The organism is Streptomyces sp. DSM 40750, from assembly GCF_024612035.1.
Classification (GTDB): domain Bacteria; phylum Actinomycetota; class Actinomycetes; order Streptomycetales; family Streptomycetaceae; genus Streptomyces.
This window is the reverse complement of record NZ_CP102513.1, coordinates 256,899-282,839: the sequence shown is the minus strand read 5'-3', so window position 1 is coordinate 282,839 and position 25,941 is coordinate 256,899. Positions and strand designations below refer to the sequence as shown.

The 25,941-nt window shown below is 69.9% G+C and carries 22 protein-coding genes and 7 pseudogenes; 15 read left to right on the top strand and 14 right to left on the bottom strand.

All coding sequences use genetic code 11. The annotated features are described in order from the left end of the window. The first annotated feature begins 4 nt into the window (after window positions 1–4). Window positions 5–1,456 (top strand): aldehyde dehydrogenase family protein, encoded by a 1,452-nt coding sequence (locus tag JIX55_RS01380; RefSeq protein ID WP_257561358.1) that lies wholly within the window; start codon window positions 5–7, stop codon window positions 1,454–1,456. Then, window positions 1,453–2,922, top strand: coding sequence for a CoA transferase (locus tag JIX55_RS01375; protein WP_257561357.1), 1,470 nt, complete (start codon window positions 1,453–1,455; stop codon window positions 2,920–2,922). The genes JIX55_RS01380 and JIX55_RS01375 overlap by 4 nt, the downstream gene beginning before the upstream one ends. A gap of 110 nt (window positions 2,923–3,032) precedes the next feature. On the opposite strand, the gene JIX55_RS01370 is transcribed toward JIX55_RS01375, so the two are convergent. Continuing rightward, on the bottom strand, window positions 3,033–3,677 hold the full coding sequence (locus JIX55_RS01370; RefSeq protein ID WP_257561355.1) for a TetR family transcriptional regulator: 645 nt from the start codon (window positions 3,675–3,677) through the stop codon (window positions 3,033–3,035). 121 nt (window positions 3,678–3,798) lie between these two features. On the opposite strand from JIX55_RS01370, the gene JIX55_RS01365 reads away from it, so the two are divergent. Further along, window positions 3,799–4,791 (top strand): aldo/keto reductase, encoded by a 993-nt coding sequence (locus JIX55_RS01365; protein ID WP_257561354.1) that lies wholly within the window; start codon window positions 3,799–3,801, stop codon window positions 4,789–4,791. A gap of 937 nt (window positions 4,792–5,728) precedes the next feature. Here JIX55_RS01365 and JIX55_RS01360 read toward each other — a convergent pair. Then, the gene (locus tag JIX55_RS01360) at window positions 5,729–6,661 is read right to left on the bottom strand and encodes an SDR family oxidoreductase (protein ID WP_257561353.1); all 933 of its coding nucleotides are present in this window, start codon (window positions 6,659–6,661) and stop codon (window positions 5,729–5,731) included. Between the two features lie 582 nt (window positions 6,662–7,243). Between JIX55_RS01360 and JIX55_RS50795 the strand changes: the two are divergent. From JIX55_RS50795 to JIX55_RS51150, 10 genes and pseudogenes are all read left to right on the top strand, one after another. Beyond that, window positions 7,244–7,615: pseudogene (locus tag JIX55_RS50795) on the top strand (baeRF2 domain-containing protein); the annotation flags it as partial. Between the two features lie 59 nt (window positions 7,616–7,674). Further along, window positions 7,675–8,028 (top strand): hypothetical protein, encoded by a 354-nt coding sequence (locus JIX55_RS50790; protein ID WP_306820146.1) that lies wholly within the window; start codon window positions 7,675–7,677, stop codon window positions 8,026–8,028. A 34-nt stretch (window positions 8,029–8,062) separates the two neighbouring features. Further along, the gene (locus tag JIX55_RS01350; protein ID WP_257561352.1) at window positions 8,063–8,416 is read left to right on the top strand and encodes a DUF2795 domain-containing protein; all 354 of its coding nucleotides are present in this window, start codon (window positions 8,063–8,065) and stop codon (window positions 8,414–8,416) included. 225 nt (window positions 8,417–8,641) lie between these two features. After that, window positions 8,642–9,205, top strand: a complete 564-nt coding sequence (locus JIX55_RS01345; RefSeq protein WP_257561351.1) for a hemerythrin domain-containing protein — start codon at window positions 8,642–8,644, stop codon at window positions 9,203–9,205. A gap of 171 nt (window positions 9,206–9,376) precedes the next feature. Further along, window positions 9,377–9,581: pseudogene (locus tag JIX55_RS50785) on the top strand (NAD-dependent epimerase/dehydratase family protein); the annotation flags it as partial. A gap of 99 nt (window positions 9,582–9,680) precedes the next feature. Further along, a pseudogene (locus JIX55_RS01335) lies at window positions 9,681–10,752 on the top strand (DNA topoisomerase IB). A gap of 444 nt (window positions 10,753–11,196) precedes the next feature. Continuing rightward, a pseudogene (locus tag JIX55_RS01330) lies at window positions 11,197–11,406 on the top strand (hypothetical protein); the annotation flags it as partial. Window positions 11,407–11,604: 198 nt separating this feature from the next. Next, window positions 11,605–11,808: a cold-shock protein gene (locus JIX55_RS01325; protein WP_184907816.1), complete on the top strand. Its 204-nt coding sequence runs from the start codon at window positions 11,605–11,607 to the stop codon at window positions 11,806–11,808. A 502-nt stretch (window positions 11,809–12,310) separates the two neighbouring features. Continuing rightward, window positions 12,311–13,288 carry an SDR family oxidoreductase gene (locus tag JIX55_RS01320; RefSeq protein ID WP_257561350.1) on the top strand — a complete coding sequence of 326 codons (978 nt, stop codon included), beginning with the start codon at window positions 12,311–12,313 and terminating at the stop codon, window positions 13,286–13,288. Next, a complete protein-coding gene (locus JIX55_RS51150; protein ID WP_257561349.1) occupies window positions 13,285–14,037 on the top strand; it encodes an alpha/beta fold hydrolase in 753 nt (250 codons plus the stop codon). Before JIX55_RS01320 ends, JIX55_RS51150 begins: the two co-directional genes overlap by 4 nt. Window positions 14,038–14,068: 31 nt before the next feature. Here the strand turns inward: JIX55_RS51150 and JIX55_RS01310 are convergent, their stop codons facing one another. The 5 genes and pseudogenes from JIX55_RS01310 to JIX55_RS01290 form a co-directional block, all read right to left on the bottom strand. After that, window positions 14,069–14,887: an alpha/beta fold hydrolase gene (locus JIX55_RS01310; RefSeq protein ID WP_257561348.1), complete on the bottom strand. Its 819-nt coding sequence runs from the start codon at window positions 14,885–14,887 to the stop codon at window positions 14,069–14,071. A gap of 63 nt (window positions 14,888–14,950) precedes the next feature. After that, window positions 14,951–15,145 carry a hypothetical protein gene (locus tag JIX55_RS01305; RefSeq protein ID WP_257561347.1) on the bottom strand — a complete coding sequence of 65 codons (195 nt, stop codon included), beginning with the start codon at window positions 15,143–15,145 and terminating at the stop codon, window positions 14,951–14,953. A 76-nt stretch (window positions 15,146–15,221) separates the two neighbouring features. After that, on the bottom strand, window positions 15,222–15,479 hold the full coding sequence (locus JIX55_RS01300; RefSeq protein ID WP_257561346.1) for a hypothetical protein: 258 nt from the start codon (window positions 15,477–15,479) through the stop codon (window positions 15,222–15,224). A 357-nt stretch (window positions 15,480–15,836) separates the two neighbouring features. Beyond that, window positions 15,837–16,234 (bottom strand): annotated as a pseudogene (locus JIX55_RS01295) (PP2C family protein-serine/threonine phosphatase); the annotation flags it as partial. 136 nt (window positions 16,235–16,370) lie between these two features. Beyond that, complete coding sequence (locus JIX55_RS01290; protein ID WP_257561344.1) at window positions 16,371–17,729, bottom strand: acyltransferase family protein; 1,359 nt, start codon at window positions 17,727–17,729, stop codon at window positions 16,371–16,373. A gap of 123 nt (window positions 17,730–17,852) precedes the next feature. Here JIX55_RS01290 and JIX55_RS01285 point away from each other — a divergent pair, with 123 nt between their 5' ends. After that, the gene (locus JIX55_RS01285) at window positions 17,853–18,461 is read left to right on the top strand and encodes a DUF998 domain-containing protein (RefSeq protein ID WP_257561343.1); all 609 of its coding nucleotides are present in this window, start codon (window positions 17,853–17,855) and stop codon (window positions 18,459–18,461) included. Window positions 18,462–18,526: 65 nt separating this feature from the next. Here the strand turns inward: JIX55_RS01285 and JIX55_RS51285 are convergent. After that, window positions 18,527–18,577, bottom strand: a pseudogene (locus tag JIX55_RS51285) (hypothetical protein); the annotation flags it as partial. A gap of 193 nt (window positions 18,578–18,770) precedes the next feature. Between JIX55_RS51285 and JIX55_RS01275 the strand changes: the two are divergent. Continuing rightward, window positions 18,771–18,930: pseudogene (locus JIX55_RS01275) on the top strand (IS30 family transposase); the annotation flags it as partial. Window positions 18,931–19,051: 121 nt separating this feature from the next. On the opposite strand, the gene JIX55_RS01270 reads toward JIX55_RS01275, so the two are convergent. The 6 genes from JIX55_RS01270 to JIX55_RS01245 all read right to left on the bottom strand — a co-directional run bounded on the left by JIX55_RS01270 (window position 19,052) and on the right by JIX55_RS01245 (window position 25,630). Continuing rightward, window positions 19,052–20,557 (bottom strand): sugar ABC transporter ATP-binding protein, encoded by a 1,506-nt coding sequence (locus JIX55_RS01270; protein ID WP_257561342.1) that lies wholly within the window; start codon window positions 20,555–20,557, stop codon window positions 19,052–19,054. A 19-nt stretch (window positions 20,558–20,576) separates the two neighbouring features. Then, a complete protein-coding gene (locus tag JIX55_RS01265) occupies window positions 20,577–21,542 on the bottom strand; it encodes a sugar ABC transporter substrate-binding protein (protein ID WP_257561341.1) in 966 nt (321 codons plus the stop codon). Window positions 21,543–21,737: 195 nt separating this feature from the next. Further along, a complete protein-coding gene (locus JIX55_RS01260) occupies window positions 21,738–22,751 on the bottom strand; it encodes an ABC transporter permease (protein ID WP_257561340.1) in 1,014 nt (337 codons plus the stop codon). A gap of 93 nt (window positions 22,752–22,844) precedes the next feature. Further along, window positions 22,845–23,648, bottom strand: coding sequence for a glucose 1-dehydrogenase (locus tag JIX55_RS01255; protein WP_257561339.1), 804 nt, complete (start codon window positions 23,646–23,648; stop codon window positions 22,845–22,847). A 114-nt stretch (window positions 23,649–23,762) separates the two neighbouring features. Next, entirely contained in the window at window positions 23,763–24,752 is a 990-nt protein-coding gene (locus JIX55_RS01250) for a transketolase family protein (RefSeq protein ID WP_257561338.1), read from the bottom strand. Next, window positions 24,749–25,630 carry a transketolase gene (locus JIX55_RS01245; protein ID WP_257561337.1) on the bottom strand — a complete coding sequence of 294 codons (882 nt, stop codon included), beginning with the start codon at window positions 25,628–25,630 and terminating at the stop codon, window positions 24,749–24,751. Before JIX55_RS01245 ends, JIX55_RS01250 begins: the two co-directional genes overlap by 4 nt. Between the last annotated feature and the right edge of the window lie 311 nt (window positions 25,631–25,941).

The window sequence follows — 25,941 nt, the reverse complement described above, 5'->3', positions numbered from 1 at the left end:
CACCGTGCTCGAGCACAAGAACCTCTACATCGACGGCGCCTGGCGTCGCCCCTGCGGCGACGAGACGACCGAGGTGGTCAACCCGGCCACCGAGCGGGTCATCGCCACCGTGCCGGCCGCCACCGCGAAGGACGTCGACGCGGCCGTCTCCGCCGCCCGCGCAGCGCTGCCCGCCTGGTCCCGCACGACCCCCGCCGAACGCAAGGCCCTCCTGGACCGGCTCCACCAGGGGCTGGTGGAGCGCGCCGACGACATCGCCACGACCGTCACCGCGGAGATGGGCGCACCGCGGCAGCTCTCATCAAGAGTCCAGGCGGGGCTGCCGATCGCGGTCGCCGAGTCGTACGCCCGGCTGCTGGAGACGTACGAGTTCGAGGAGCGCATCGCCACCTCGCTCGTCGTCAAGGAGCCGGTCGGCGTCGTCGCCGCCATCACCCCGTGGAACTATCCGCTCCACCAGGTCGTCGCCAAGGTGGCGGCCGCCCTGGCCGCGGGGTGCACCGTCGTGCTCAAGCCGTCCGAGGTGACCCCGCTCAACGCCTACCTCCTCGCCGAGATCGTCGACGCCATCGAACTCCCTGCCGGTGTCTTCAACCTCGTGCCGGGCATCGGCTCCGTCGCCGGTGAGGCACTGGTCGCCCATCCGGACGTCGACATGGTCTCCTTCACCGGATCGACCCGAGCCGGAAAGCGCATCGGCGAACTCGCGGCGGCCACCGTCAAGAAGGTCGCACTCGAACTCGGCGGCAAGTCCGCCAACATCATCCTGCCGGACGCCGACCTGGACTCCGCGGTCCGCGACGGGGTGGCCAACGTCCTGAGCAACTCGGGTCAGACGTGCACGGCGTGGACCCGGATGCTCGTGCACCGCGATCTCTACGAGCGCGCTGTGGAACTGGCCCGAGAGGCGGCCGAGAGCACGGTCGTGGGCGATCCCGCCGACGAGCGGACCCAGGTCGGCCCGGTCGCCTCGGCGGCCCAGCGTGACCGGGTACGCGCCTACATCGCTGACGGCGTCGGCCAGGGCGCCCGGCTGGTGACCGGCGGCGTCGAGCCGCCGACCGGCCTGCCCGCTGGCTACTATGTCCGCCCCACCGTCTTCGCCGATGTCACCGAGGACATGACCATCGCGCAGGAGGAGATCTTCGGCCCGGTCATCGTCGTCATGCCGTACGCGGACGAGGAGGATGCCCTGCGGATCGCGAACAACTCCCTGTACGGCCTGTCCGGAGCGGTGTTCTCGGCCAGCGAGGAACGCGCCGTCGCCTTCGCCCGCCGCCTGGACACCGGCATGGTCCACATCAACGGCGCACGCTTGAATTTGCTCGCGCCCTTCGGCGGCTACAAGCAGTCCGGCAACGGCCGTGAACTGGGCGTCCACGGGCTGGAGGAGTTCCTCCAGCCGAAGGCCCTGCAGCTCCCTGCACCGGCGGCCACCGAAAGGACGGCGCGATGAATGACTCCGATCACCCCGCCGCGCGGGGATTCCTCTCCGAGATCTGGGACTCGCTGGGAGGGGAGAAGGAAGCGCTGGACCGCGTGAGGTTCGAAGGACACGGTGCATTGCGGTCGCCGTTCGCGGTGACGGACCTGGCCGCGGCGTCGTTCGCCGCAGCCGGGCTGGCCCTCAGCGATCTCCTCACCACGGGCGGCGGTGGGGGACCGCTGGTAAGCGTCGACCGGGTACTTGCCGGCGGGTGGTTCGATCTGCCGGTCGGCCCTTCTCAGCCCCTCGACCCCTCGACGCGGCAGCCCGTCCCCCACACCTGGATGTGCGAGTTCCAGACGGCCGACGACCGATGGCTTCGCATGCAGGCGACGTTTCCGACGCTGCGTTCCCGCATCGCGCGCGCACTCGGAACGAGGGAGGACCGGGGCGAGTTCGAGACCGAGATCCGCAAGCATCCCGCGGAGGACGTCGAGCGGCTCCTGGTGGACGCGGGCGCGGCCGTCGCGGTCAGCCGCTCGGTCGAGGAATGGCGACGACATGCTCAGGGCCGGGCCGTGGCCACGGAAGCCGTCGTGCACATCGAGACGGGTGAAGCCGGCGGCGACTCCTGGAAGCCGACACCGGGACGTCCGCTGGCCGGCATCCGCGTACTCGACCTCACCCGGGTCATCTCCGGACCGATGGCGACCCGGTTCCTCGCGGCCGGCGGCGCCGAGGTGCTGCGCATCGACCGACCAGGCTCCGACGAGAGCAGCGGCGTCTTCGGGCGGGGCAGCGACATCATGCTGGGCAAGCGGTGGGCGTTCCTCGATCTGCGGACCGAGGACGGCCGCGACCGGTTCCTCAAGCTGCTGTCCGAGGCGGACGTACTCGTCCACGGATACCGCCCCGGGGGTCTGGACAGCCTCGTCGCCCCGGAGGTCCGTGCCGCCGTACGACCCGGCCTGGTGGAAGTGGCACTCAACGCGTACGGCTGGACGGGGCCGTGGCAGGACCGCAGAGGCTTCGACACCCTCGTCCAGTTCAGCAGCGGCCTCGCCGACGCGACGACGGCCTGGGCCCTCGCCGACCCGGAGAACAGGACACCGATCAACGCGCTCGGCAGGCTCGTCGGCGCCGACCGGCCCCGGCACCTGCCCGTCGAGGCACTCGACTTCGCGACCGGATACCAGATCGCCGCAGCCGCGATCCGGGGGCTGACGCACCGAGTGAGGACAGGTGAAGGCTCGGTCTCCCGTCTCTCGCTCGCCCGGACCGCCGCGATGCTGATCAGCGCGGGCCACGTCGCCGAGGAACCGGAGATCCGGCTGCCCCTCGAAGGGCCGTACGAGGACCGCATCTTCGTCAGTGGTGACGGCCGCCCGGTGAAGCGGCTCCAGTTCCCTGTGGTGATCGAGGAGACCCCGCTGTTCTGGGAGCGGCCCTTCGAGGTGGCAGGCTCCTCTGCCCCGGTGTGGTCCACCTCGGGCTGACCTTGACCGGACTTGCCCCGGCCGTAGAACAAGTGCCGCGGTCAGGGCACGGCAGTCCCCGGCCGTCGTGGCGGTGAGCGCACAGCGCCCAAAAGCCGATCCCGAACCGGTCAGCCCGCGCGTCCCCGCTTCACGCGTGGGAAGAGGCGTTCGACCGCGGCCACCACTGCGGCACGGCGAGCGGCGATGGACGGGTCCGCAGCCTGTTCGGCGGCCGCCGCGCCGATCTCGGGCTGAGCGGCCCATGTGGTGGCGATCTGGTTGATCAGGGCGAGGACATCGACCGGGTCCCAGGCGGGGTCGAGCTGTCCGGTCTGCTGTGACTGTCGGAGCTGGTCGAGCTTGCGGGCGATGGCCGCTCTTGTGGGATCGGCTCCGGTGTCGGCGACAGCCGAGTCGGCCAGTTCGAGGCGTCCCCAGGTGATCAGGCGGTGGTGATCGGGGCGGGCCGTGAAGTGGTCGAAGAGACGGCCCGCGTAGCCGGGCAGGTCGGCCGGATCCATCCTGGTGGCCTCTGCGAGCTCGGTCAGCTCCTTGGCTGCAACGTGGCCGTAGAGCGCTTCCTTGCCGCGGAAGTAGGCGTAGACGCGTTCCTTGCTGGTCCTGGCCTGCTTGGCGATGCGGTCCACCCGGGCGCCGGCAATTCCGTGGCGGGCGAACTCGTCCTTGGCGGCGGTGACGATTCGTTCACGGGTTGAGTCGGAGCCTTCCGGGGCAGCGGGCTCGGGGGTCGGGTCGGTGGTGGGGCGAGGCATACGACCAGGATAAGCGGCCGAACTGTTTGGTTTGGCATTGTCGTCGGCTGGCGCCTACACTCAAACCAAACAGTCTGGTTTGGCGATGGCCCCGGCTGGCAGCTACGTATGGAGAAAACTCATGCATCACCGCAACCTGGGCTCCCAAGGCCTTCGCGTCTCCGCGCTCGGACTCGGCACCATGGGGATGACCCTCGCCTACGGCTCCTCGAACGAGGAGGAGAGCATCGCCACCATCCGCCGTGCGCACGAACTCGGGATCGACTTCTTCGACACCGCCGAGCTGTACGGCGTCGGCACCGGCAGCAACGAGATCCTGCTCGGCAAGGCCGTGAAGGATTTCCGTGACGAGGTGGTCCTGGCCACCAAGTTCGGTTACGACATGACCGCGCAGCAGATCGGTGCGGGGTTCGACAGCCGACCGGAGCACATCCGCAAGGTCGCCGAGAACAGCCTGCGCTACCTGCAGACCGACCACATCGACCTCTTCTACCAGCACGTCTCCGACCCCGAGGTGCCGGTCGAGGAAGTCGCGGGTGTCGTCGGCGAACTGATCGCCGAGGGCAAGGTGAAGTACTTCGGCCTGAGCAACGTCGGCCCGCAGTACATCCGCCGCGCCCATGCCGTCACCCCGGTCACGGCTCTGCAGTTCGAGTACTCGATCTTCGAACGTGAGGTGGAGGAGAAGACCCTGCCGGTCCTGCGCGAGCTGGGTATCGGCCTGGTGCCCTACTCCCCACTGGGCCGCGGCTTCCTGACCGGCGTGGTCAAGCCCGCCGCCGAGTACCCGGCGGACGACATGCGCAGTTGGGACGAGCGCTGGCAGGGCGAGAACTACACGTACAACCTGCACGCCACGCAGCAGCTGAAGAAGCTCGCCGCCGCCAAGGGCGTCACCGCCGCCCAGCTCGCACTGGCCTGGCTGCTCGCCCAGGGCGACGACGTGGTTCCGATTCCCGGTACCCGCAACGCCGCGCGCCTGGAGGAGAACACCGGTGCCGTCGAGGTCGAACTCACCGACGCCGACCTCGAGCACATCACGACGATCCTGCCCCAGGGTTCCGCGGGAAGCCGCTACCCGGCCGCCATGCTGGCCGCCATGTCGACCGACTGACGCTCCAGCATTCGGACTTGTCGCTGGCCCAGTACCCGCCCTGTCGGATACGCGACCAGCGACTTCCGGGCCGCCGCCGCACTGGCTGCCGGGGTGGAGGACAGCCCCGGCCGGCTCGATCCCCTCGTGGAGGCGGCCGGTTCGCCAAGTTCATCGGCGGGGACCTGGGCACCGGGTAGTTCTACGAAGTCCGCACCGGTCTCTCCGGGCAGATCGAAATGCCTTCCTCGACGGAGTCGGTGTCGTCGATGATCAGCACTCCGCCCGGGCTGAGACGCCCACCAATGTGATCACGGACGTCGTCGCGCAGGGCATCCGTATCCCAGACACAGCTGTGGAACAGCCCTGCCCGCTGACCTTCGCGTGCTCCCCGCCCCAGGGAACTGGGAGCGGCTGATGAACCGTCCGTGGAGGGAATCGCCACTTTTCGGAGGGGCAGGCCTCTGGTGGCGACGTCAGCATGCGGGGCGACGACTGAAGCGGCAAGGCGATCCCGGGGCCGTCGGCGCTGGGCGACGGCGGTTGTCCGTCGCGTCACCGCCACAGGAGCATGACGGCGGATGCGGCGACACCGACGCGAGGGCATCGCGGTCCGGGGAATCGGCATAGTTGGTGACCGACGTGTGACAGCGCCGGTGATAGGGCGAGGCCCCGCCGGGGAGCATCCTGGCGGGGCTTCTGCCCGGAGCCATGAGACGAAGCCCCACCGGCCGACGACGCGGATCGGCGCCATGGCTGACCCGCTCATGTCTCCATCGTGAGCCCTTCCGCTCGCGGGAGCAGCCCGGGAGATGCGCACGCGGGCCGGTGTGGCGGCTTGCCACGTACGCTCGGGGCCGTCGGCGGTGCAGGAACTGCGGTGATTTGGGTGGCAGGGGGCTGACAACGAGGGCTTCGGAGGTCCGGCCCGGCGATGGTGGTCGCTCGAGTCGGTGTCTCAGCGGGTGTCGACGATGCCCCCGGTCACCGCGATGACTTCGCCGACGGTGTAGCTCGAGTCGGCGTCGGAGGCGAGGTAGACGTACGTCGGCGCTATCTCCTCCGGCTGTGCCGCGCGGCTCAGCGGTGATTCGTTCCCGATCTGCGCCAGGCCGTCCGGAGGCATGTGCTCGTCCGCCTCGTTGAGCGGCGTCCAGGTCGGACCGGGTGCCACCACGTTCGCGCGCACGCCCCGCGTGGCCAGGTGCATGGCGACGGACTTGGTCAGGGTGATCAACGCGGCCTTGGACGCCGCGTAATCGATCATTGTTTCGCTGCCCTTGAGGGCCTCCTCCGTCGCCGTGGCGATGACCGCGTCCCCGGGCTTCAGGTGGGGCAGGGCCGCCATGAGCAAGTGGAAGTACGCGTAGACGTTGGTCTTGAACGTCCGGTCGAAGTCCTCGGCGGTGAGCTGCTCCAGCTCCAGCTTGCTGTTCAGATATGCGGCGTTGCTCACCAGGATGTTGAGCCCGCCGAGTTCGGTTACGGTCCGCTCGACGGCCTCGCGGCAGAACGCCGGGTCGGTGACGTCGCCGGGCAGCAGCAGGCAGTGACGGCCCTGCTGCTGAACCTCGCGCCGTACCTGCTCGGCGTCCACCCGCTCGTCCGGCAGGTGGACGATGGCGACGTCGGCGCCCTCACGCGCGTACAGCAGGGCGACCGCGCGTCCGATGCCAGAGTCACCACCGGTGATCAGCGCGACCTTGTCCTCCAGCTTTCCGTTTGCGCGGTACCGGCTCGCCCGGTAACGCGGCCTGGTGCGCATGTCGGCCTCCAGGCCGGGCCGCTGCTGCTTGTCGGAGTCGTAGGGCGGGGCGGGCTCGGAGACGACCTGCGGTGCGGACGGTTCCTGGTCGGGCTGCAAGGTCTTCCCTTCGACGGAGTTCTTCACGGCGAGGCCATGCTTGGCGGTGCTGCGCCATGCCTTCCGTGCATCGCGTGCCCGGTCCGCCGGCAGTCAACCAGCCGGCTTCTCTGACGACGGTGCGGCGGCATCTGCTGCCGGCCGAGCTCGCTGCCTTTGACTTCGCGGCCCGTGGTGCTGTGTGTCCGACGTCGCCCCTCGGGCACTCGGCTTCAACCGGAACTACCGGAGCCAGCGGAGGAGCAAGCGTGCAGCTGTCTTTCCTGGAGCCGCTCTTCGATCGCGCCGGCCCGTGGGCCACCGTGTGCGTCGATCCGGCTCAGAACGACGAGTCGGGGGCCAAGAGGCGTGAGCTGTCCGTGCGGGAAGCGTGCGCGACCCTGGAGGAGCAGGGCGCAGACGCGGCGACCACCCAGGCGGTACGCGACGCCCTGACGAACATCGGCCCCGCAGGAGAGTCGGCGGGGCGAATGATCTTCGCTGCTGGAGGGGAAGTGGTGCTCAGTCATCGTCTCTCCCGGCCGCCGCAGGGCCAGATCGCCTGCTGGGCCCCTCTGCCGCGCCTGACGCCGCTGCTGGAGCTGTGCGGTCAGGACCCGGGGCTGTCTCGTGGCGTACGTCGACCGGACCGGAGCCGACTTCGAACTGCGCGGGGCGGCCGGCCCGCAGGATGCCGGGCAGGTGGAGGGGCGGCAGTGGCCGGTTCACCGTACGGCCTCGTCGGACAGGTCCGAGCGGCACTTCCGGCTCAAGGTCGAAGACACCTGGGAGCACAACACCGGCGAGATCGCCGAAGCGCTGAGCTCGGCGTACGAGGAGTCCGGCGCCGACCTGGTCGTCCTGGTCGGCGACCCCCGCGAACGGCCGGCCGTGCAGGAAAGGCTTCCCGAGGGCGTCCGCCAGGTCACGGTGCGGACCGAACACGGCGGCCGCGCCGCAGGCTCCTCCTCCGTCGTGTTGGAAGAGGCCATCGAGCATGCCCGGCAGCGGTACACCGGTCGCAGCGTCGAGGAGGCGCTCGACCGCTTCAGTGCCAGACGGTGGGTACCGACAGGCCGACGGACGCGGTGGAGGGAGCACCGGCCCTGGCGGAAGCCGCCCGGGAACACCGCATCGACACCCTGCTCATCCGGCCCGACGGAGCGGACCTGGCCCGCGAGGCATGGGTGGGCGGCGAGCCCGACCAGGTGGCGGTGCGCCGAAGCGACGCGCAGACCCTGGGCGAGAACGAACCGGTCCCGGTACGGGCCGACGACGCGCTGCTACGGGCGGCAGCCGTCACCGCCGCCGACGTACTGATCGTTCCTCCTTCCGATGGGGACGGGCCGGAGGACCTCCAGACAGGCGGTCGCGGCGCACTGCTGCGCTGGACGTACGAGCCGACCGCCGTCTGACGACGGTGTACGGAAAAAGAGGAAGGTGTAGGACATGGAGCGAGGCAGCAATCCCGTCAGTCCCCGTAAGGACGACGAGATGAAGCACGAAATGGAAGGTCATCTGGGGTCCGGCAGGCCCACTCACGTGGAGGAGGCGTACGAGCCCGAGCCGCCGGCGGACGACGACGTCCGTGTGGACCCAGGCGGACCGGTGCCGCCGCCCGGTGAGGAACGTGAGCAGGCTCAGGCGGACACGGCAGCGGAAGCCTTGCGTGGCGAACTGGCCCGCCGCCTTGAGCGAGCGGCTTTCCCGGCCGACCGGCAGACCGTGCTGGACGTCCTGGAAGCGCACCACGCACCGGAGGCGGCGCCTGGATGCCGTGCGACGGCTGCCGGACGGCGGTGAGTACGCCAACGTGACCGAGATCGTCGAGGCGATCGATCACAGGGACAACGGGTGAGGTCTCCGGAACACGGGCCGGGATCCGCTCGGCCATCGGAGTGAATTGGCGGACCATCGTGAGGTCGTCGGTGCGCGGGTGGCAGATATCCGTGCTGGGCGCCGAGCCGGTGGAGCGCTGGACAGAGCCGGTCGACCTGCGACCTCAGAACGACAAGGAGTGGACAACCCATGGCACACGGCGGAAGCGTCATCCAGGAACTGACCACGGACCACCGCGAGGTGGACGACCTCTTCGCGCAGATCGAAGCGCTGCCCGGAGCCGACCCCCAGCGACGTGAGCTGGCGGACCGGCTCACCATGGAGCTGATCCGGCACTCGGTGGCGGAGGAGGAGTACCTGTACCCGACGGTGCGCCGGTACGTCGACGGGGGAGACGACCTCGCCGACAAGGAGATCGCAGACCACGGCGAAGTCGAGCGCATGCTCAAGGAGCTCGAAGACTGCCAACCCGGGGACGGGCGTTTCGACACGCTGATCCTGCGGCTGAAGAATTCCGTCACGGCGCATGTCAGCGACGAGGAGAATCGGCTCTTCCCGTTGCTGGCCGACGTCTGCTCCGCCGATGCCCTGGAGGAGCTCGGCGAGAAGGTCCGCTCGGCCAAGCAGCACGCTCCCACCCGCCCGCACCCGTCCGCGCCGGACACCCCGCCCGCGAACAAACTCCTCGCGCCCGGAACCGGCATGGTCGACCGCCTGCGCGACATGCTCACCGGGCGCGGAAAGCAGGACTGACAGGACCGGCAGGACCGGCAGGACTGACGCACTGACAGGGCTGAAGCGGCTCGTCCACCCCGGTGCGGCTTGACAACCAGTGGCCTCTGTCGCTTCGCGGCGCGGAATGCGACTGCGTCCCGGGGTTACTCAGGTCGACACGCGGACGAAGGCGAGAGGGGAGAGAGCGGGATCTGGGGACGCGTCTTCCCGCGGGCTCTGGTGACCGGCGGAGCGGGATTCGTCGGGTCGCACCTGTGCGGGCGGTTACTGGCCACGGGCGCCGATGTCGTGTGTCTCGACAACCTGGCCACCTGGCTCCCGCGCCAACGTGGCGGATCTACAGCGGCACGACGGTTTCCGCTTCGTGCGGGCCGACGCCACCGATCCCGCGGCCTGACGCGCCGTGCCCGGCCGCTTCGCTGCGCCGACACTGATGAGGCCGCACTGTGGGACGTGGGGCGTGCAGGAGCCACCAACAACGATTCAAGTGATCATGCGTCTTTTCCACAGCCGTCCCACCGACCCCGGGTTCCGCCGTCTGCCCCATGGACGCGGCTTTCGCTACCTGGACGCCCAGGGGAAGCCCGCTGCGCGATCCCGAGGACCTGGCCCGGATCCGGGAACTGGTCATACCGCCGGCCTGGCGGGACGTGTGGATCTGCACCCGGGCCAACGGGTATCTACAGGCCGTCGGTACCGACGACGCCGGACGCCGTCAGTACCTGTACCACCCGCAGTTCCGCGCGGAGCAGGAGCAGGAGCAGGCATGAGCACGTGCTCGACGTCGCCGAAGCCCTGCCCGCGGTCCGGGAGACCGTCGAGGGGCATCTGCAGGACCGCGGACTGACCCGGCACCGGGTTCTGGCCACGGCCGTACGTCTGCTCGACCTCGGCTTCTTCCGCATCGGCAACGACCGCTACACCGAACTGAACAACAGCTACGGCCTCACCACACTGCTGCGCGAGCACTCCCGCTGCCAGGCGGGTGCGGTCCTGTTCACCTACACGGGAAAGCACGGCAAGGAGATCGTCCAGACCGTCGCGGACCCCGCCGCCTGCCGCAGCCTCACCGCACTGCTGCGGCGCCGGGGCGGCGGTGACCGGCTCCTGGCCTGCTGGGAGCAGCGCTCCTGGCACACCGTGACCGGCGAGGACGTCAACGCGTACCTCAAGGAACTGGCCGGCCTGGAGATCACCGCCAAGGACTTCCGCACCTGGCACGCCACCGTCATGGCCGCCGTGGCACTGTCCGTCTCCCATCCCGTCGCACGCAGCGAGAGCGCCCGGCGCCGGGCCATCGCCCGGGCGGCGCGCGAGGTGGCCGGGTATCTCGGCAACACACCGCGGTCTGCCGCGCCTCCTACATCAGCCCACGGATGATCGAGTTGTACGAGGAGGGCGTGACCGTCGCCGCCGCGCTGCCTCACCTGGGTGACGAGGGCGCGTACGGCGTCCCCGCGACCCAGGGACCGGTGGAACGGGCGGTGCTGCGCATGCTCCGCAACGGACACCCGTCCGAGGGCAGTGAGAAGCGTTCCGCCTCTGTGTCGGTGGAGCAGGGGTAGCTCTGCGGCTCGTTCACGTGCTGTGCGGCGGCCGGAGCGGTTTTCCTCCCGCGCTCCGCCGCCTCCCAGCACCGCACCATCAAACTCCGCGACCTGTGCACCGAACTGATCACCAACCTCACCGGCCAGCCCCCACCACCCCCGAGCCGCGCCCCCGCGCCTGAACAGGGCCATGCGCGAGCAGGTCCCAGCAGTCGTCGTTCGTCCCCGGTGGGTGTGCGAGCAGCACCACCCTGCGCTACCCAGCCTGCCTCCACGGCCCTTCCGCACTGCCATCCGCTGCCGGTCGACGCACCGGACACCTTCCTCCAGGCAGACCTCACGCCGGTATGAGGTCGCGTGGACGTGACCGGCGGCGGGCTTCGGCGGCGTTACTCGGCAGCGTCAGGGGGTACCGATGACGCGCGGTGCGTCAGGCGCGCCGGTGGTCGCTGGGAGGCAGGCATGGAAGCTTCGGTGAACCGAATCGCACGGCCATGGGGCACCCGTACTCCTTATGGGCGGCACGAGCCGTGGCCCGCACGGGTGGACACCTACCTCGAGGCGGGCCTCAACCCGGACATGGTGCAGCGGTGGGTGCAGGCCGCGTCGATCCTGCACTCCGACGGTGATGCCATGGACATCGCCGTGCTGGACGGTGCACCGACAGGTCTTGTGTCGATGCTGCCGTGTTATCGCTAGCGGCTGCCGCTGCGCCGGTATAGCGTTGTGATTCAGCAGTCGTGGTTCCGAAGTCCCGTTCGCCCGTGATCGCCATCACGGGCGTTCTTGCTGTTCAGCGCCTCTCCGGACCAGGGCGATCACCTCCCGGGTGCGCAGGTCGCGGCCCGGTTTCTCTCGAAGGAGACGGTCATGGCCACGGGCACTGTCAAATGGTTCAACAGCGAGAAGGGCTTCGGCTTCATCGAGCAGGACGGCGGCGGCCCCGACGTCTTCGCCCACTACTCCAACATCGCCGCCCAGGGCTTCCGCGAGCTGCAGGAGGGCCAAAAGGTGACGTTCGACGTCACCCAGGGCCAGAAGGGCCCGCAGGCGGAGAACATCCGCCCCGCCTGATCCGCAGCCTCGGTAAGGCCGGCTTCCGGACGCTTCGGGAGCCGGCCTTCCCGCCTGTCGGGCCTCGTCCGTAGGGCGAGGAGCCGGTTGGTGCTCAGACATCGCCGCGTCCGGATGAGCCGCGCGCACCAAGGTGTGCGTATGCGCCCTGCGGAGTCGCGGAACTGGCCGGTGAGTTCAGGCCCGAACTCGCTCCGACCCCCGGCACCCGCTACTCCTACGGTCGGCATCCGCTCGCGAAGCGCCCCTGCTACCTGCGGCACTCGGCCCTGTCCGCCTGGAAGCTCGTCGAGCATGCGCCCGTTTCCCCGTCGGCGGCACGGTGTAGAGGCGGGGGCGCTGACCTCGCCGGCACGACCATCACCCCCGCCCGTTCCCAGGGCGCCGAATTGCATGCAGCGGTCTCCGCGTCCGGTGGTTGCACGGAGTGGGGCCGGGGTACCCGGCTGAGCTGCGGGTTGCGTTCGGATTCCCGCACCCCTGATCCCTGAGGAGACGGCAGATGAGAGTGCGCGATTCGGTAGTAGTGATCACGGGGGCGTCGAGCGGTATAGGACGGGCCACCGCGGAGGCGTTCGCCCGCAAGGGCTGTGCCATCGTGCTGGCCGCCCGGAGCGAGGAGGCGCTGGAAGCGGCCGCCCGGGAGTGCGAGCGGCATCGGGGCGCTCAGACTCTCGTTGTGCCGACCGATGTCACGGACGTCGCAGCGGTCGAGGATCTCGCCCGGCGCGCTGCGGAACGGTTCGGGCGGATCGACGTATGGGTCAACGCGGCGGCGGTCACCGTGTTCGGACCGTTCGCCGAAGTGCCGCTGGAGGACTTCCGCAAGGTCATCGACGTCAACGTCATGGGCTACGTGTACGGAGCGCGGGCAGCCCTACGCACTATGCGGGAACAGGGCAGCGGCGTTCTGGTCGACGTCTCGTCCGTCGTCGGCGTCGTCAGCCAGCCCTACAGCCACGCGTACGTGATGTCGAAGCACGCCATCCGGGCCCTCGGCGCGAGCCTGCGGCAGGAGCTGCGGCTGGAGGGGGCCAAGAACATCCACGTGTGCACGGTGCTGCCGGCCAGCATCGACACCCCGCTGTTCCAGCACGCGGCCAACTACACCGGCCGCAAGGTCGTCGCCATGCCCCCGGTCTACAGTGCCGAGCGCGTGGCGCACGCCATCGTGGACGTGGTCCGGGTGCCCCGGCGCGAGGTGGTGGTCGGCTCGATGGGGCGGGCCATGGCGCTGCAGTCGCGGACGGCTCCGGGACTGCTGGAGCGGGCGGCGGCACGCCAGGTGGACCGGGCTCACCTCTCCCGTCAGGAGCCGGCCCCCGCGACCCACGGGAACCTGCATGTACCGGCGCCCGGGGCCGGTTCGGTCGACGGTGGCTGGGGCGGCCGGCGACGTACCGCGGCGCGCCGCGTGGTCGTGGCGGCGACCGCCGTGGGCGCGGCCGTGGCCACGGGCCGACGAGTCGCCGCCCGGTGACCGGCTGGCACGCGCACGAGTTCACGGCCGCGGCCGGCACCCGGGTCCACGCGGCGGTCCTCGGCCCGTCCGGCGCCCGGGAAGTGGTGTGCGTGCACGGCCTGGGGTGTTCGTACCGTTACTGGCTGCCGTTCGCCTGCGCACTCGCGCTGGACGCCCGGACGGTGGCGGTGGACCTGCCGGGCTTCGGGCGTACGCCGGGCCCGCCCGTGAACGCTGGATGTGCACGGGCTGTCGCTGGCGCTGGCCGACTGGTTGCGGGCCACCGGCCGTGGCCCGGTGCCGCTGGTCGCGAACTCCACCGGCTGTCAGATCGTCGTGGATCTGGCGGCGCACGCTCCCGAGCTGGTCGGGCCGGTGGTGTTGAACGGGCCCACTTTCGACCGGCACGCGCGGTCGGCCTGGCGGCAGGCCGTCCGCCTGCTGCGCGACGCACCAGGGAGCGGCCGGGCTTGGGCGTCGCACTCGCCCTCAGCTACGCGGACTGCGGGCTTCCCCGGGCCTGGCGGACGTTCCACCACCAGCTCCACGACCCCGTCGAACGCAAACTGCGTCACCTGCGTACCCCGGTGGTGGTCGTGCGCGGCAGCCGTGATCCCGTCGTGCCGCGCGCATGGGCGGAGGAGGTCACCGCGCTCCTGTCGCGGGGAAGCCTGGCCGAGGTGCCCGGAGCGGGGCATACGCTGAACTACTCGGCTCCCGCGGAACTGGTCCGTATCACCCGGGGACTCCTGACCCGGGCTTCCTGAGCCAGCCCTCGCGGCCCGGCCGGCTGCCGGCTCAGCCCGGGAGCGGGCCCTGCCGCCCACCACCGTCCTCCGCGACGAGGCGCTGCGCGAAGCCGCGCACCGGATCCGACCACGCCTCGGGGTCCAGCCAGGGAAACGTGTGCGCCCCCGCGACCTCGACGTACTCCCCGTCCGGCACCAGGCCGGCCAGGTGGCGGGCCCAGCCGGCGGTGCCGATCCGGTCGTCCCTGCCACGGACGATCAGCAGTGGCACCTGTAGCCGGCCCACCGAGTCCTCCAGGGCATCGTCGATGTGCACCCTTGCGGTGTGCAGCAGCCGACGCAGGCCCGCACGCTTCCACTCGGGACGGTGTGATTCGGACAGTCCCGGTGGTTCCCGTCGACCGTCCAGCTGCCAGTGGACGAGCAGACGTACGTAACCGCGGGCCATCGGGTCGACGGTGGGACTGGCCAGCACGATACCCGGGACGTCGGGGTGTCCGAGGGCGGCCCGGGCGGCGACCTGGGTTCCGCTGGAGTGCCCGGCGAGGATCACCGGGCCCAGGGCGCGAGCGGAGAGCCAGTCGGCGACGCAGCGGCCGAACTCCGGCACGTCGAGTTCGTGCGGGGGATCGCCGCTGCCCGCGAAACCGGGCAGCTCCACCAGGTGCGCCCGCGTCCACCGGCCGAACGCCGCGAGGCCGGGCAGCAGATAGTCGGACACCGCCATGCCCTGCACGAGTACGACCTCCGGCGTGCCCGGGTGTACGTCGCCGACGGCGCGGCTCCGCATCCGTCCGAGCACACCGTCGTGGTACGCCGTGACGGTCCGCTCCGGAAACGGTGGGCGATGTTCGTGACGGGAACCCATGGCCTGCACACCTCCCGTTACCCGTCATCCGGCCTGCTCGCCCGATCGGCTCGACCTGCCCGGTCATCCCGCGGCCGGACTGAGGGTTTCGAATCGGGCCAGTCGCCGGTCGTCGGCCTGCCGCTCCCGAGCGAGGAACTCGTCCAGCTCCTCCACGCCCAGCGGGGGCGGCAGCGGATGCCGCTCGGGAAGGGCCGCCAGGGCTGGCTGGTAGCGCAATGTGCTGCCGATGTCCTCCGGATAGGCCCGCTCATCCACACCGAGGAGCCCTCCCTCCGTGCCGGCGTACCGCCGGGCGAGCTCGCTCCACTGCCCGGCGGGGACCTGACCGACCCTAGGCCGCCAGGTCCTCGCCGGTCACTCGGCGTACCTGCGCCAGAGGCCCACCTTGCAGGTGGGCGGCGCGGACGAACAGGTGCCGTCGCGCGGGGGAGGGCAGCTGCGAGGCCAGGTCGGCCAGCCGCGCGGATCCGGGGCCGACGCCGAGTCCTCTGAAGTCCTTGCCGCGAAGGAACCGGCTCACCGTCCGCACCGCGGCCACTGAGGAGTCGAAGTCGCACAGGCAACGGGCCGTCCGTAGACGCTGACGCACGGTCTGCCTCCTTCTCCGGGTAACCCGCCTCGCGTCGGCGTCCTGGGTTCCCATGCCTGGGCCTCGGCGGTCGGGAGGTCGGCCTCCGTGAACGACTCGCTCGGTGATGCCGACGCTGTTCGGCTTCCGACGAGTACCCTGCGGCGGTACTCCATGCCTCGGACGTCGGGCAGCACGTCGTGCTCCCGGTCCTACGGCCGTATCAAAACCTGGCGGTGGGCGCGACGGTCAGCGGATTTCCGGGTCCGGCCGCCCGAGTGGGCGGACACCGTCCAGTACGGAGCCACGGCAGCGTTTGAAGCCTGAGGGCCCGGCGACAAGGGGCGGCCCGGGCCACCTGCCGATTGGCCGTCTGACTCATCCGCGCCCGAGGGCCTGGCGACCGGCTGTCCTGTCGTGCCATTCGCAGAACAGAACGGTGGCGTCGTCGTCCAGACGGCCGTCGTGATGGTCGAGGACGGCGTGTGTCAGACGGCGCAGGGTCTCGGCGACGGGCAGACCGTCGGCGTGGTGGCGGATGAGGAAGTCGGTGAAGCGCCCCAGGCCGAACAGTTCGCCGTGGCGTCGCGGGCTTCGGTGATGCCGTCCGTGATGAACAGCAGCCGGTCGCCGGGCTCGAGCTGATCGACGCGCACCTGTATCGGCGGGTCCAGGCCCATGCCCATGGGTCCGGCCGGCGGACAGTGCAGGGTCGTGGCCCAGCGCCCGCCGTGGATGACCACCGGCAGCAAGTGCCCCCGGTTGATCCAGCTGAGTGCACGCTGCCCGGCCGCGCCTACTCTTGCTGTGACCGTTGTACTCCCACCATCAGCAGCTGAGCCTTCTGCCAACCGACGCGCTCACGAGCAGCTCCTGACGGTGTGGTATCGGAGGACTCTTGCTGACGTGCTGTCAGGAGGCTTTGGAGGTCCCGGTTTGTCTCCTTCCTCGTTCGCCGCGTGCCGCGCGGAGTACGGCGGCGCCGAACAGGAAGACGGCCAGCGCTGCGGCCGGGAGCCCCAGGGCGCCGCGCTCGACCGGACCGGCGGCGAGACCCAGCAGACCGAGCACACAGGCCGTGTAGCCGACGGAGGTCGCGAGGGTGCGCGGCCCGGGGCGGCCGAGCGCTCGAGGCGTCCACGGGCTGCGCGAGGAAACAGCACCGCGTTGTTCGATGCCGCCGACGACGGCCACCAACGCGGCGAGCACCAACAGGAGCAGGACCAGCCACGGCGGTTTCCACAGCAGCCAGGCGCCTGTCCGGCCAGGGGGTTCGGGCAGCGGGAACAGACCGAAGGTGTACACGGCGCCGGCGACGAGCACGAACGCGCTCATGTGCCACAGCAGCACGGTAAGGATCACCGAGTTCACGGCGATCACGGCCATCCATGGCCCAAGCCGTCGCAGCCACCGGCTTCCCGCGTCGCGCAGCAACAGCACCAGCCCGAGCTGAGCCGTTGCCAACGCGAGCAGGGCGAGGGTCGGCGGCGAGAGGTTGCGGAACGATGTGCCTGGGACGTCGACCATGCTGACCGGGTAGGGGCCGGCCATCGTCAGCAGCACCGCCACCGCGGCGCCGCCCACCAGCAGCGGCACGGCCACCCTGGGCCGGACCGGCAGCGTCCCGTCCTGCCAGGCGAAGCCGATCTGGTGCACCGCCAGCCAGGCGAACAGGTAATTGCCCAGTTGCGGCGCCGACGCGTCGAACACCAGCCGCACCACGTCGCCCGCGGCGACCAGCCCCACCAGTACCAGCGGCACGACCAGTCCGACCCTCCGGTGGAGGCGGTGCATGAGAGGCGTCAGGAAAACCACCACGAGATAGACGAGCAGGAACCACAACGGGAGCGAGGCCAGCCACACGGCCCGGCCCACCTGAACCGGGTCGACACCTGCCAGCCGGGCGACCAGTGCGGCGGCGGCAAGTGTCACCAGCAGCACGGTCGTCGGTGGTACGAGCCGCGCGCTGCGGTCCAGCAACCAGTCCCCGGCGCCCCCGCCCCCACGGGTGCGTGACGTCAGCGAGGCGGCGTTGGCGAACCCGCCCACCAGGAAGAACACCGGCATCACCTGGAGCAGCCAGGTGATCGGGCGGCCCCACGGCAGCACTTCGAGCGCGCTGAAGCCGTCCAGGTCGTCGGCCCCGCCGGTGACCACGATGACCGTCCAGTGACCGAGCACCACGATGACGATGGCCAGCGCCCGCAGCAGGTCGATGTAGCGTTCCCGCTCCGGCGGTGTGCCCTCCGCGAGCTCGCGCAGGCCGTGCATGCGGCCATCATAGGAACGGCGACCGACGGCGATCGGCGACCCGCCCGGGCGGCTGGGTGAGACGGCGAGCGGACCTCGCGGTGCTTGAGCTGCGGGGGACTGTCGGCCATCTACGGTGGTCTGATGCGACTTGTCCCTTGGTGGGCGTTGTTCTCGTCCGGATGCGCGCCGGTCATTCTGGTGGCCGGGTGGGCCATCGCGGCGCTGCTTGAGGGGTCCGCCTATGACTCGGCCACGCAGACGATCAGCGTCCTGGCTGCCTACGGGGCCGCGGGATTCTGGGTGATGACTGCCGCGCTGCTCGCCGTCGGCGTCTGTCACTTTGTCACCGCCTGTGGACTGCGTGCGGCCACGCGCGCCGGTCGCACGGCGCTTGCGGGCGGCGGACTGTCGGCCCTGGCGGTGGTGTTGGTACCGGCGCCGAGCAGCGGAGGCGACCTGCGCCATGGTTCTGTCGCCGCGGTCGGCTTCGCCCTCCTCGCGGTGTGGCCGGTCCTCGCCGCGCAGCGTGATGGAGCCGCGCCATGGGGCCTCCGGCCCACGCCCTCACTGCTCGCGACCGCTCTGATGGGCGTGACTGCCGCCTGGTTTCTGTTCGAGGTGCGTCATCAGGGTGTCATCGGTGTCGCGGAACGCCTGGTGACGGTCATGCAGTCGCTCTGGCCCTTCGTGGTCGTCGTCTCCTGCCTCCGCCATTCTCGACAGCGACGGCTGACGGCTGAACAGACATGACTGGGCCCCGGCAGCACGATCCACTGGTGATCGATGATTTTCCGGCCGAAGGTCTCCCGCTGCTGCGCGTAGGTGAGAGCGTCGTCCAGCGCACTCTGGGCCAGTCCTACGGCCACCGCGCCGCCCGCCGCAGGGGCCTTCTCCCGTAGTACGCCGGCACGATTCTGAGCAGCCTCTTCACGGGGGCCGGATCACCAAGTACAGGCAGCAGGCTTGATCCGGTGCTCACGGCGATGAGAGTCAGCCGCTCGGCCGAGCGAGCGGCCGACGATTGCACAACTGTCGCCACCTGACGGCCGAATCGCCTCGCTGCTACGGCAGTACTTCCCCAAAAGCGCCGACCTGTCCCGCCACACCCGAGATCACCTCGACGCCCGTCGCTGCCGAACTCAACGGTCGCCCACGCGAAACGCTCGACTGGGAAACCCCAGCCGAGCGCCTCGCTAAGCCACTGACAACAGCCGCATGATCAGCAGGGTTGCCACGACCCCTTGAATTCGCCATGAACGGGGCCGTCGACAGATTCTCGGCCTGGTTGAGGTTGGCTACCCGTCAGTGGGTGCAACTGCTCGATGTCACCTGTGGGACGGTCATGCCGTTGCGAGGTGCATGACCGCGGAGTTCGTCGCCTCCTCCGCCGACAGGACACCCTGCTGCCGACCTCGGCTGAGGACCAGCACGCGGTGGGACAGTCCCAGGACCTCGTCGAGGTCGGAACTGACTACCACGACCGCCATGCCCGACCGGGCCAGGTCCGCGATCACCTCGTAGATGGCGGCCCGGGCGCCGACGTCGATGCCGCGGGTGGGCTCGTCGAGGATGATGACCTTCGGCTTGCGCTCCAGCCACTTGGCGATGACGACCTTCTGCTGGTTGCCTCCGGAGAGCGTCCGCACCGGCTGGGCGGGCCGTCCCTTGACGGTCATCAGCTTGATGGCGTCGGTGGCGACTTCGGTGACGCGCTGTGGGGTCAGCCAGCCTTGCCGGGCGACCCGGTCGAGGTTGGGCAGGACGACGTTGTCGCCGATCGAGAGGTCGAGCACGGCGCCCTGGCCCTTGCGGTCCTCGGGTACGAGCGCCACCCCCGCCTGGATGGCGTCCCGGGGCCCGCGCAGCCGCAGCACCTGGCCGTCGACGGACACCTTTCCCTCGGTCACCGGGTCGACGCCGGCGATCGCCCGCACGAGTTCGGTGCGTCCGGCGCCGACGATCCCGGCGATGCCGAACACCTCGCCCGCGCGCACGCTGAAGGAGACGTCCCTGAAGGAGGGGTTGGACAGACCCTCCACGCGCAGCACCTCACGCTCCGCCGGTGCTCCCGTGTCGGGGAAGATGCGCTCGACGCTGCGCCCCACCATCTCCTCGACCAGCTGTGTCACGGGTACCTGCGCGGTCGCATGGGTGGCGACCCTCTGCCCGTCCCGCATCACCACGATGCGGTCGCAGATGCGGGCGATCTCCTCCAGGCGGTGGCTGACATAGATGAAGGACACGCCTTCCTTCCGCAGCGCGTCGATCCGCTCGAAGAGGTGATCGGTCTCGTCGCCTCCCAGGGCGGCTGTCGGTTCGTCGAGGATCAGCAGCTTCGCGTTGAGGGTCAGGGCTTTGGCGATCTCCACCTGTTGCTGCGCGGCCACCCGGAGCGTGCCCACCAGCCGGGTGGGGGAGATGTCCAGCCCGAGACGGTGCAGCTGCTCCTCGGCGCGGCGGTTCATCTCCGTACGGTCGATGCGTCCGCCGCGGGTGAGGAGTCGGCCCAGGAAGACGTTCTCGGCGATCGACAGGTCCGGCAGCAGGCGCGTCTCCTGATGGATGAGGCCGATGCCGTGGGTGATGGCGTCCCCTGGCGACTTCGGCTCGTAAGGCCGTCCCTGCCAGGTCATGTAACCGGTGTCGGAGGGGAACGTGCCGGCGATGATGTTGCCGATGGTGGACTTCCCGGCGCCGTTCTCGCCGAGCAGCGCCACCACCTCGCCGGGGCGTACGTCGAGGTCGATCCGGTCCAGGGCCTGTGTCGCGCCGAAGCGCTTTGACACGCCCCGGACGATCAGGCCCTCGTGTGTCTGGTCTCTCTGGACTTCGCTGACGTTCGTCATGATGACGTTTCTTCCCGGCTCAGGGGTGGGTCTTGATGTACTCGTCGGCCTTCGCCGTGTCGGCATTGGTCAGCAGGAAGGCGGGCTGCAACTGCTTCGCCGGGACATCCTTGCCGTCGAGGACGTCCAGTGCGGTGTCCACCGACATCCGCCCCATCTTCTGGGTCTGCTGGACCATGGTGGCGTCGATGGTGCCGTTGCGGACGGCCTTCAGGCCCGCGACGTCGCCGTCGAAGCCGACGATCAGACGCTTCTTGCCGTCGGCGCTCTTGACGGCCTGCGCGGCACCGAGAGCCATCGCGTCGGCCTGGCCCCAGAAGATGTCGATGCCCGGGTGGGCCTGAAGCATGTCCTGGGCCACGGAGAAGGCCTTGTCCTGTGCCCAGTCGGCGGTCTGCTGCGAGACCACCTTGATCCCGGGCGCCTTCGCGAGCGCCTGGCCGAAGCCCTTCTGCCGATCGACCTGCGGCGTGGTGCCGATCTGGCCCTGGAGGATGGCCAGTTGGCCCTTGCCGCCCTTCTGCTTGATCACATACTCGCCGAGTGTCTTGGCGGCCGCGACGCTGTCGGTGGCGATGAACGACTTGCCCGGTGCGTCCTCGGGGTTGCGGTCGACCGTGATGACGGGGATCTTCGCCTTCTCGGCGGCCTTGACCGGCACGCCGGCGGCCGTGGCGCCTGCCGGTATGTAGATGATCGCGCTGACCTGCTGGCTGATGAAGTCCTGGATCTGGTTGACCTGGGTCGCCGCGTCACCGCGGGCATCCGCCACGACGACCTTGACGCCCTTCTTCTTCGCTTCGGCCTCGACGGACTGCTTGATCTGGTTGAAGAAGTCGGCCTGGAGATTGGCGACGGCCAGGCCGATCGTTATCGGCTTGCCGTCGGCGGTGGTCGTGCCGGCGCTGCCTCTGTTGCAGGCGGTGGCGCTGAGCGCGAGGGTGACGACGATGCCGGTGGCCATCCAGCGGTACTGGGACTTCATGACGATGGTGCTCCTTCGGGAAGCGGACCCGGCGACTCGGGGAGAGAGGCGGTTCGGTGGTGAGCGGGGAGGAGCCGATCTCTGGAGATCGGGGTGAAGCGGGTGGGGGACGAGACGACCGTGCGGCGGTGACTGACGCGGTGGGGGACGTGCGGCGGGCCGAATCGAGCTGAGAGCCGGTGAGGGCTGAAGTGGTCAGCGCGTCTCGCGTCGGCGAAGGACATCGACCATGACGGCCAGAGCGATCACCACGCCGATGACGATCTGCTGGACGAACGGGGAGACTCCGAGCAGGTTGAGCCCGTTGTGCAGGACACCGATGATCAGGACGCCGAACAGGGTTCCGGTGACGGAGCCGACGCCACCGCTCAGGCTCGCGCCGCCGATCACCACGGCGGCGATCGCGTCGAGTTCGTAGCCCGTTCCGGCGCTCGGCTGCGAGGAGTCGAGCCGCATCGAGAGGAAGACACCGGCCAGGCCGACGAGGACGCCGGTCACGGTGTAGACGAGAACCGTCCGCTTGCGCACGCTGATGCCGGCCAGCCTGGCGACCTCCGAGCTGCCGCCGATGGCGTACAGCTCACGCCCGCCGGTCCGGTAGCGCATGTAGGCCCACCCCGCCACGTACAGCACCACCAGCACGAAGGTGACGAAGGTGAAGACGCCGAGGTAGCGGACGGTGGAGAGGTTGCCGAACCATTCCGGGTACCCGACGATCTGCTGGCCGTCGGTGATGACATTGGCCAGGCCGCGGGCGATCGACATCATCGCCAAGGTGGCTATGAACGGCGGGAGTTTGGTGAAGGTGACACCCAGCCCGTTGGCCAGGCCGCACGCTCCCGCGACGCCGATCGCGACAAGCGCGCTCAGCCACAGCGGCCACCCCAGGTCGTGGGAGAGAAACCCGAGCACCATGGTCGCCAGCGCCAACACGGCGCCGACCGACAGGTCGATGCCGCCCGTGATGATGACGGCGGTCATGCCGAGAGCGAGAAGACCCAGGATCACCGCCTGGTCGACGATGTTCAGCAGGTTGTTCTGGGTCAGGAAATACGGCGTCGCTATGTAGAAGACGACGCACATGGCGACGAGGCCCAGTGCCGGACCCCGGGATCCTGTGAGCAGCCCGGTCGCCCAGGACGGCGCCTTCAGCCGTCGTTCGGCCGGCGGTGCGTCCACGGGCTTCGCCGCGTTGCTGGTCGTACTCATGAAGGTCTCCGGATAGTGAAAAGTGCATCCAGGTCGGGAGGGGTGGCATGGACCGCCTGCGGTCTCCTGCGCTGTCGTCACACCCGTGACGTGCTAGTTCATGAACATCCCCCCGTCGACGTTGATCGCCTGGCCCGTGATGTACGCCGCCTCCTCGGAGGCGAGGAAGAGCACGAGGTCGGCCACGTCGTCGTCGGTGCCGGCGCGTCCCAGCGGGATGTTCGCGACCCACTCGGCCATCAGCTCGCCCGGCTCGTAGTCGCCGAGCAGCCGGCCCCATGCGCGGTCGTTGTAGTCCCACATGTCGCTGGCGACGATGCCGGGGCAGTAGGCGTTGACGGTGATCCGGTCCTTGGCGAGCTCCTTCGCCAGGCTCTGCGTGAGCCCCACGACCCCGAACTTGCTGGCCGCGTAGTGCGGCGTGTAGATGAAGCCCTGACGGGCCTGACCCGAGGCGGCGTTGAGGATGCGCCCTCCGCGTCCGTGCCGCCGCATGCTCGCGGCGGCGGCCTGGGCGCACAGGAACGTCCCCGTGGTGTTGACGGCGAGGACCCTCTGCCAGTCGTCGAGGCTCAGGTCCTCCAGCGGGCTGATGCTGATGACGCCGGCGTTGTTGACCAGGACGTCCACACCGCCCCAGGTGCGGTCGGCGAGGTCGACGGCGCGGGCCACATCGTCCGCCGAGGTGACATCCGTACGGACGCCGATCGCGCTGCCGCCGGGGTGCCGGGTGGCGACCTTCTCGGCCGCCTCCTCCACGGCCTCGGACCGGTCGAGCATCAGGACGTCCGCGCCTTCGGCGGCGAACCGCGCGGCTATCCCGCGTCCGATGCCCTGTGCCGCACCGGTGACGACGACGCTCTTGCCTTCGAACCGACGGGAATGTGTCAGAGCCATGATTTCTCTCCAGCGGCACAGGGCCGAGGGGCGGGCAGCGAGTTCATGGGCGAGGCCGACCTACGGACCGTTCCGGAACCGGTCGACTTGGCGTGGGGCGCGACGCGGGCGGCCTCAAGCGTCGTCATGTGCACCGCCTCCATGGCCTCCGGCCGGCAGATCCCGTATGGCGGAGACGATGCCGTCGGCCGTCAGCCCGAAGTGCTCCAGCAGGAAGGCGGCACTCCCGGTCGGCGCGAACTCGCGCTGTACGCCGAGGATCCGCATGGGCGCGGGATGGTTCTGCGCGACGACGCTCGCCACTGCTGCGCCGAGGCCGCCTGTGGTGGTCGCCTCCTCGGCGGTGACGATGCCTCGGGTTTCGCGGGCGGCCCGCAGGACGGCTTCCACGTCCAGCGGCTCGACGAAGGTCATGTTCAGCACCCGGACGCCGACACCCTCGGCCCGCAGTGTCTCGGCCGCGGCCAGGGCACGGGAGACCATGGTCCCGACAGCCATGACGGTGATGTCGTCGCCGTCGGTGAGCTGGATGCTGCGGCCGGGTTCGAACGGTGCGCCTTGCGGCGTGACCGACGGGACCTTGAACCGTGGGATGCGCAGGTAGGTGGGGCCGTCGTGCGCGGCGGCCCAGCGGACGGCGGCGCGGGTCTGCGCCGGGTCCGCGGGCACGGCGATGGCCAGGTCGGCGATCGCGCGCATCCAGGACAGGTCCTCAATCGAATGGTGGGTCGGACCCAGCTCCCCGTAGGCCAGACCGGGGCTCTGGCCGCAGAGCACCACCGGAAGCCCGTTGTAGGCGGCGTCGGTCTTGATCTGCTCGGTGGCGCGGCCCGTCAGGAAGGGACCCGCGGCGCTGACGAACGGGATGAATCCGCCGATCGCCAGCCCGGCGCCGACGCCGACGAGATCCTGCTCGGCGATGCCGACGTTGATGAGGCGGTCGGGGTACAGCTCTCGGAACCGGACGAGGTTGCTCGACCCCACGGAGTCGTTGCAGACGGCGACGATCCGCTCGTCCTCGGCGGCCAGCGCGATCAGTTCGTCCGCGAACGCCTGGCGGCAGTCGTAGGTCTGCGCGGCTTCGGACATGACGTCGGCAGTCATCGGCTGAGCTCCTCCAAGGCGGCCTGAACCTGTGCTGAATCCGGCACCTTGTGGTGCCACTCGACGCGGTCCTCGATGAACGACACGCCCTTGCCCTTGACCGTGCGGGCCACGACGGCGACCGGCCTGCCGGTCGTGGAGGGGCGCAGTGCGGACAGCAGCTGTCCGTGGTCGTGTCCGTCGACGTCCCGTACCTCCCAGCCGAAGCTGGTCCACTTGTCCGCGAGGGGCTCCAGCCGCTTGGTGTCCTCCGTGCGAGCGCCCTGCTGGAGACGGTTTCGGTCGACGATTGCTGTGAGCGAGGCGAGGTCATGGTGCGCGGCGGTCATGGCCGCCTCCCAGTTGCTCCCCTCCTGCAGTTCGCCGTCGCCCAGGACCACGAAGGTGCGGTACGAACGGCCCGACACCTTTGCGGCCAGGGCGCAGCCGACCGCGACGGGGAAGCCGTGCCCGAGGGGCCCGGTGTTCGTCTCCACGCCCGGCACCTTCCTGCGGTTCGGGTGGCCGTTGAGCGGTGAGAGCGGCGCCATGAACGTGGACAATTCCGACGGCGGGAAGAAGCCGCTGTGGGCGAGGGTCGCGTACAAGGCCGCCGCACAGTGCCCTTTGCTCAGGATGAAGCGGTCACGCTCGGGATCACGCGGCTTCTCGGGATCCACGGCCAGCACACCGCCGAACAGGGTGGCGAGGATGTCCGTCACCGACAGATCGCCGCCGATGTGACCGAGCTGGGCGCCGTCGATCATCCGCACGACGCTGCGGCGCACGTCGGTGGCCAGCTGCCCCAGCTCCTGGAGCCGGCCGGCCAGGTCTTCATCGGCGATACGCCGACGCCGTTCCCGGAACTGCACGGTCCCGGCTGGGTCTGTGGTGAGCATCTGGATCGTCCTTGATCGCTGGATCTTGGGGTCCGACGGGTCTCGCGGTGTCGGCCGGAGCGGTCGGAGCGGTCGGCGAGCGGGACAGGTGCGAGGCGGGGTGGGCTGCGTGCTGGCCATCGACCCTGTTTGAATAGCTATTCATTGGTGAATCGCGAACGCCATCATGCTGAGCGCGTTTCGGCTACGTGTCAATAGGGTGAATCGATGCCTTTGGCAGAAGCGCGAGATCAGCAGGCAGGGGGGAACGCGCGCTTGTCGGGTCATGGGAGCCAAGGGCGGAGAGGGGCCCCTCTGATGTCACGGGCGCA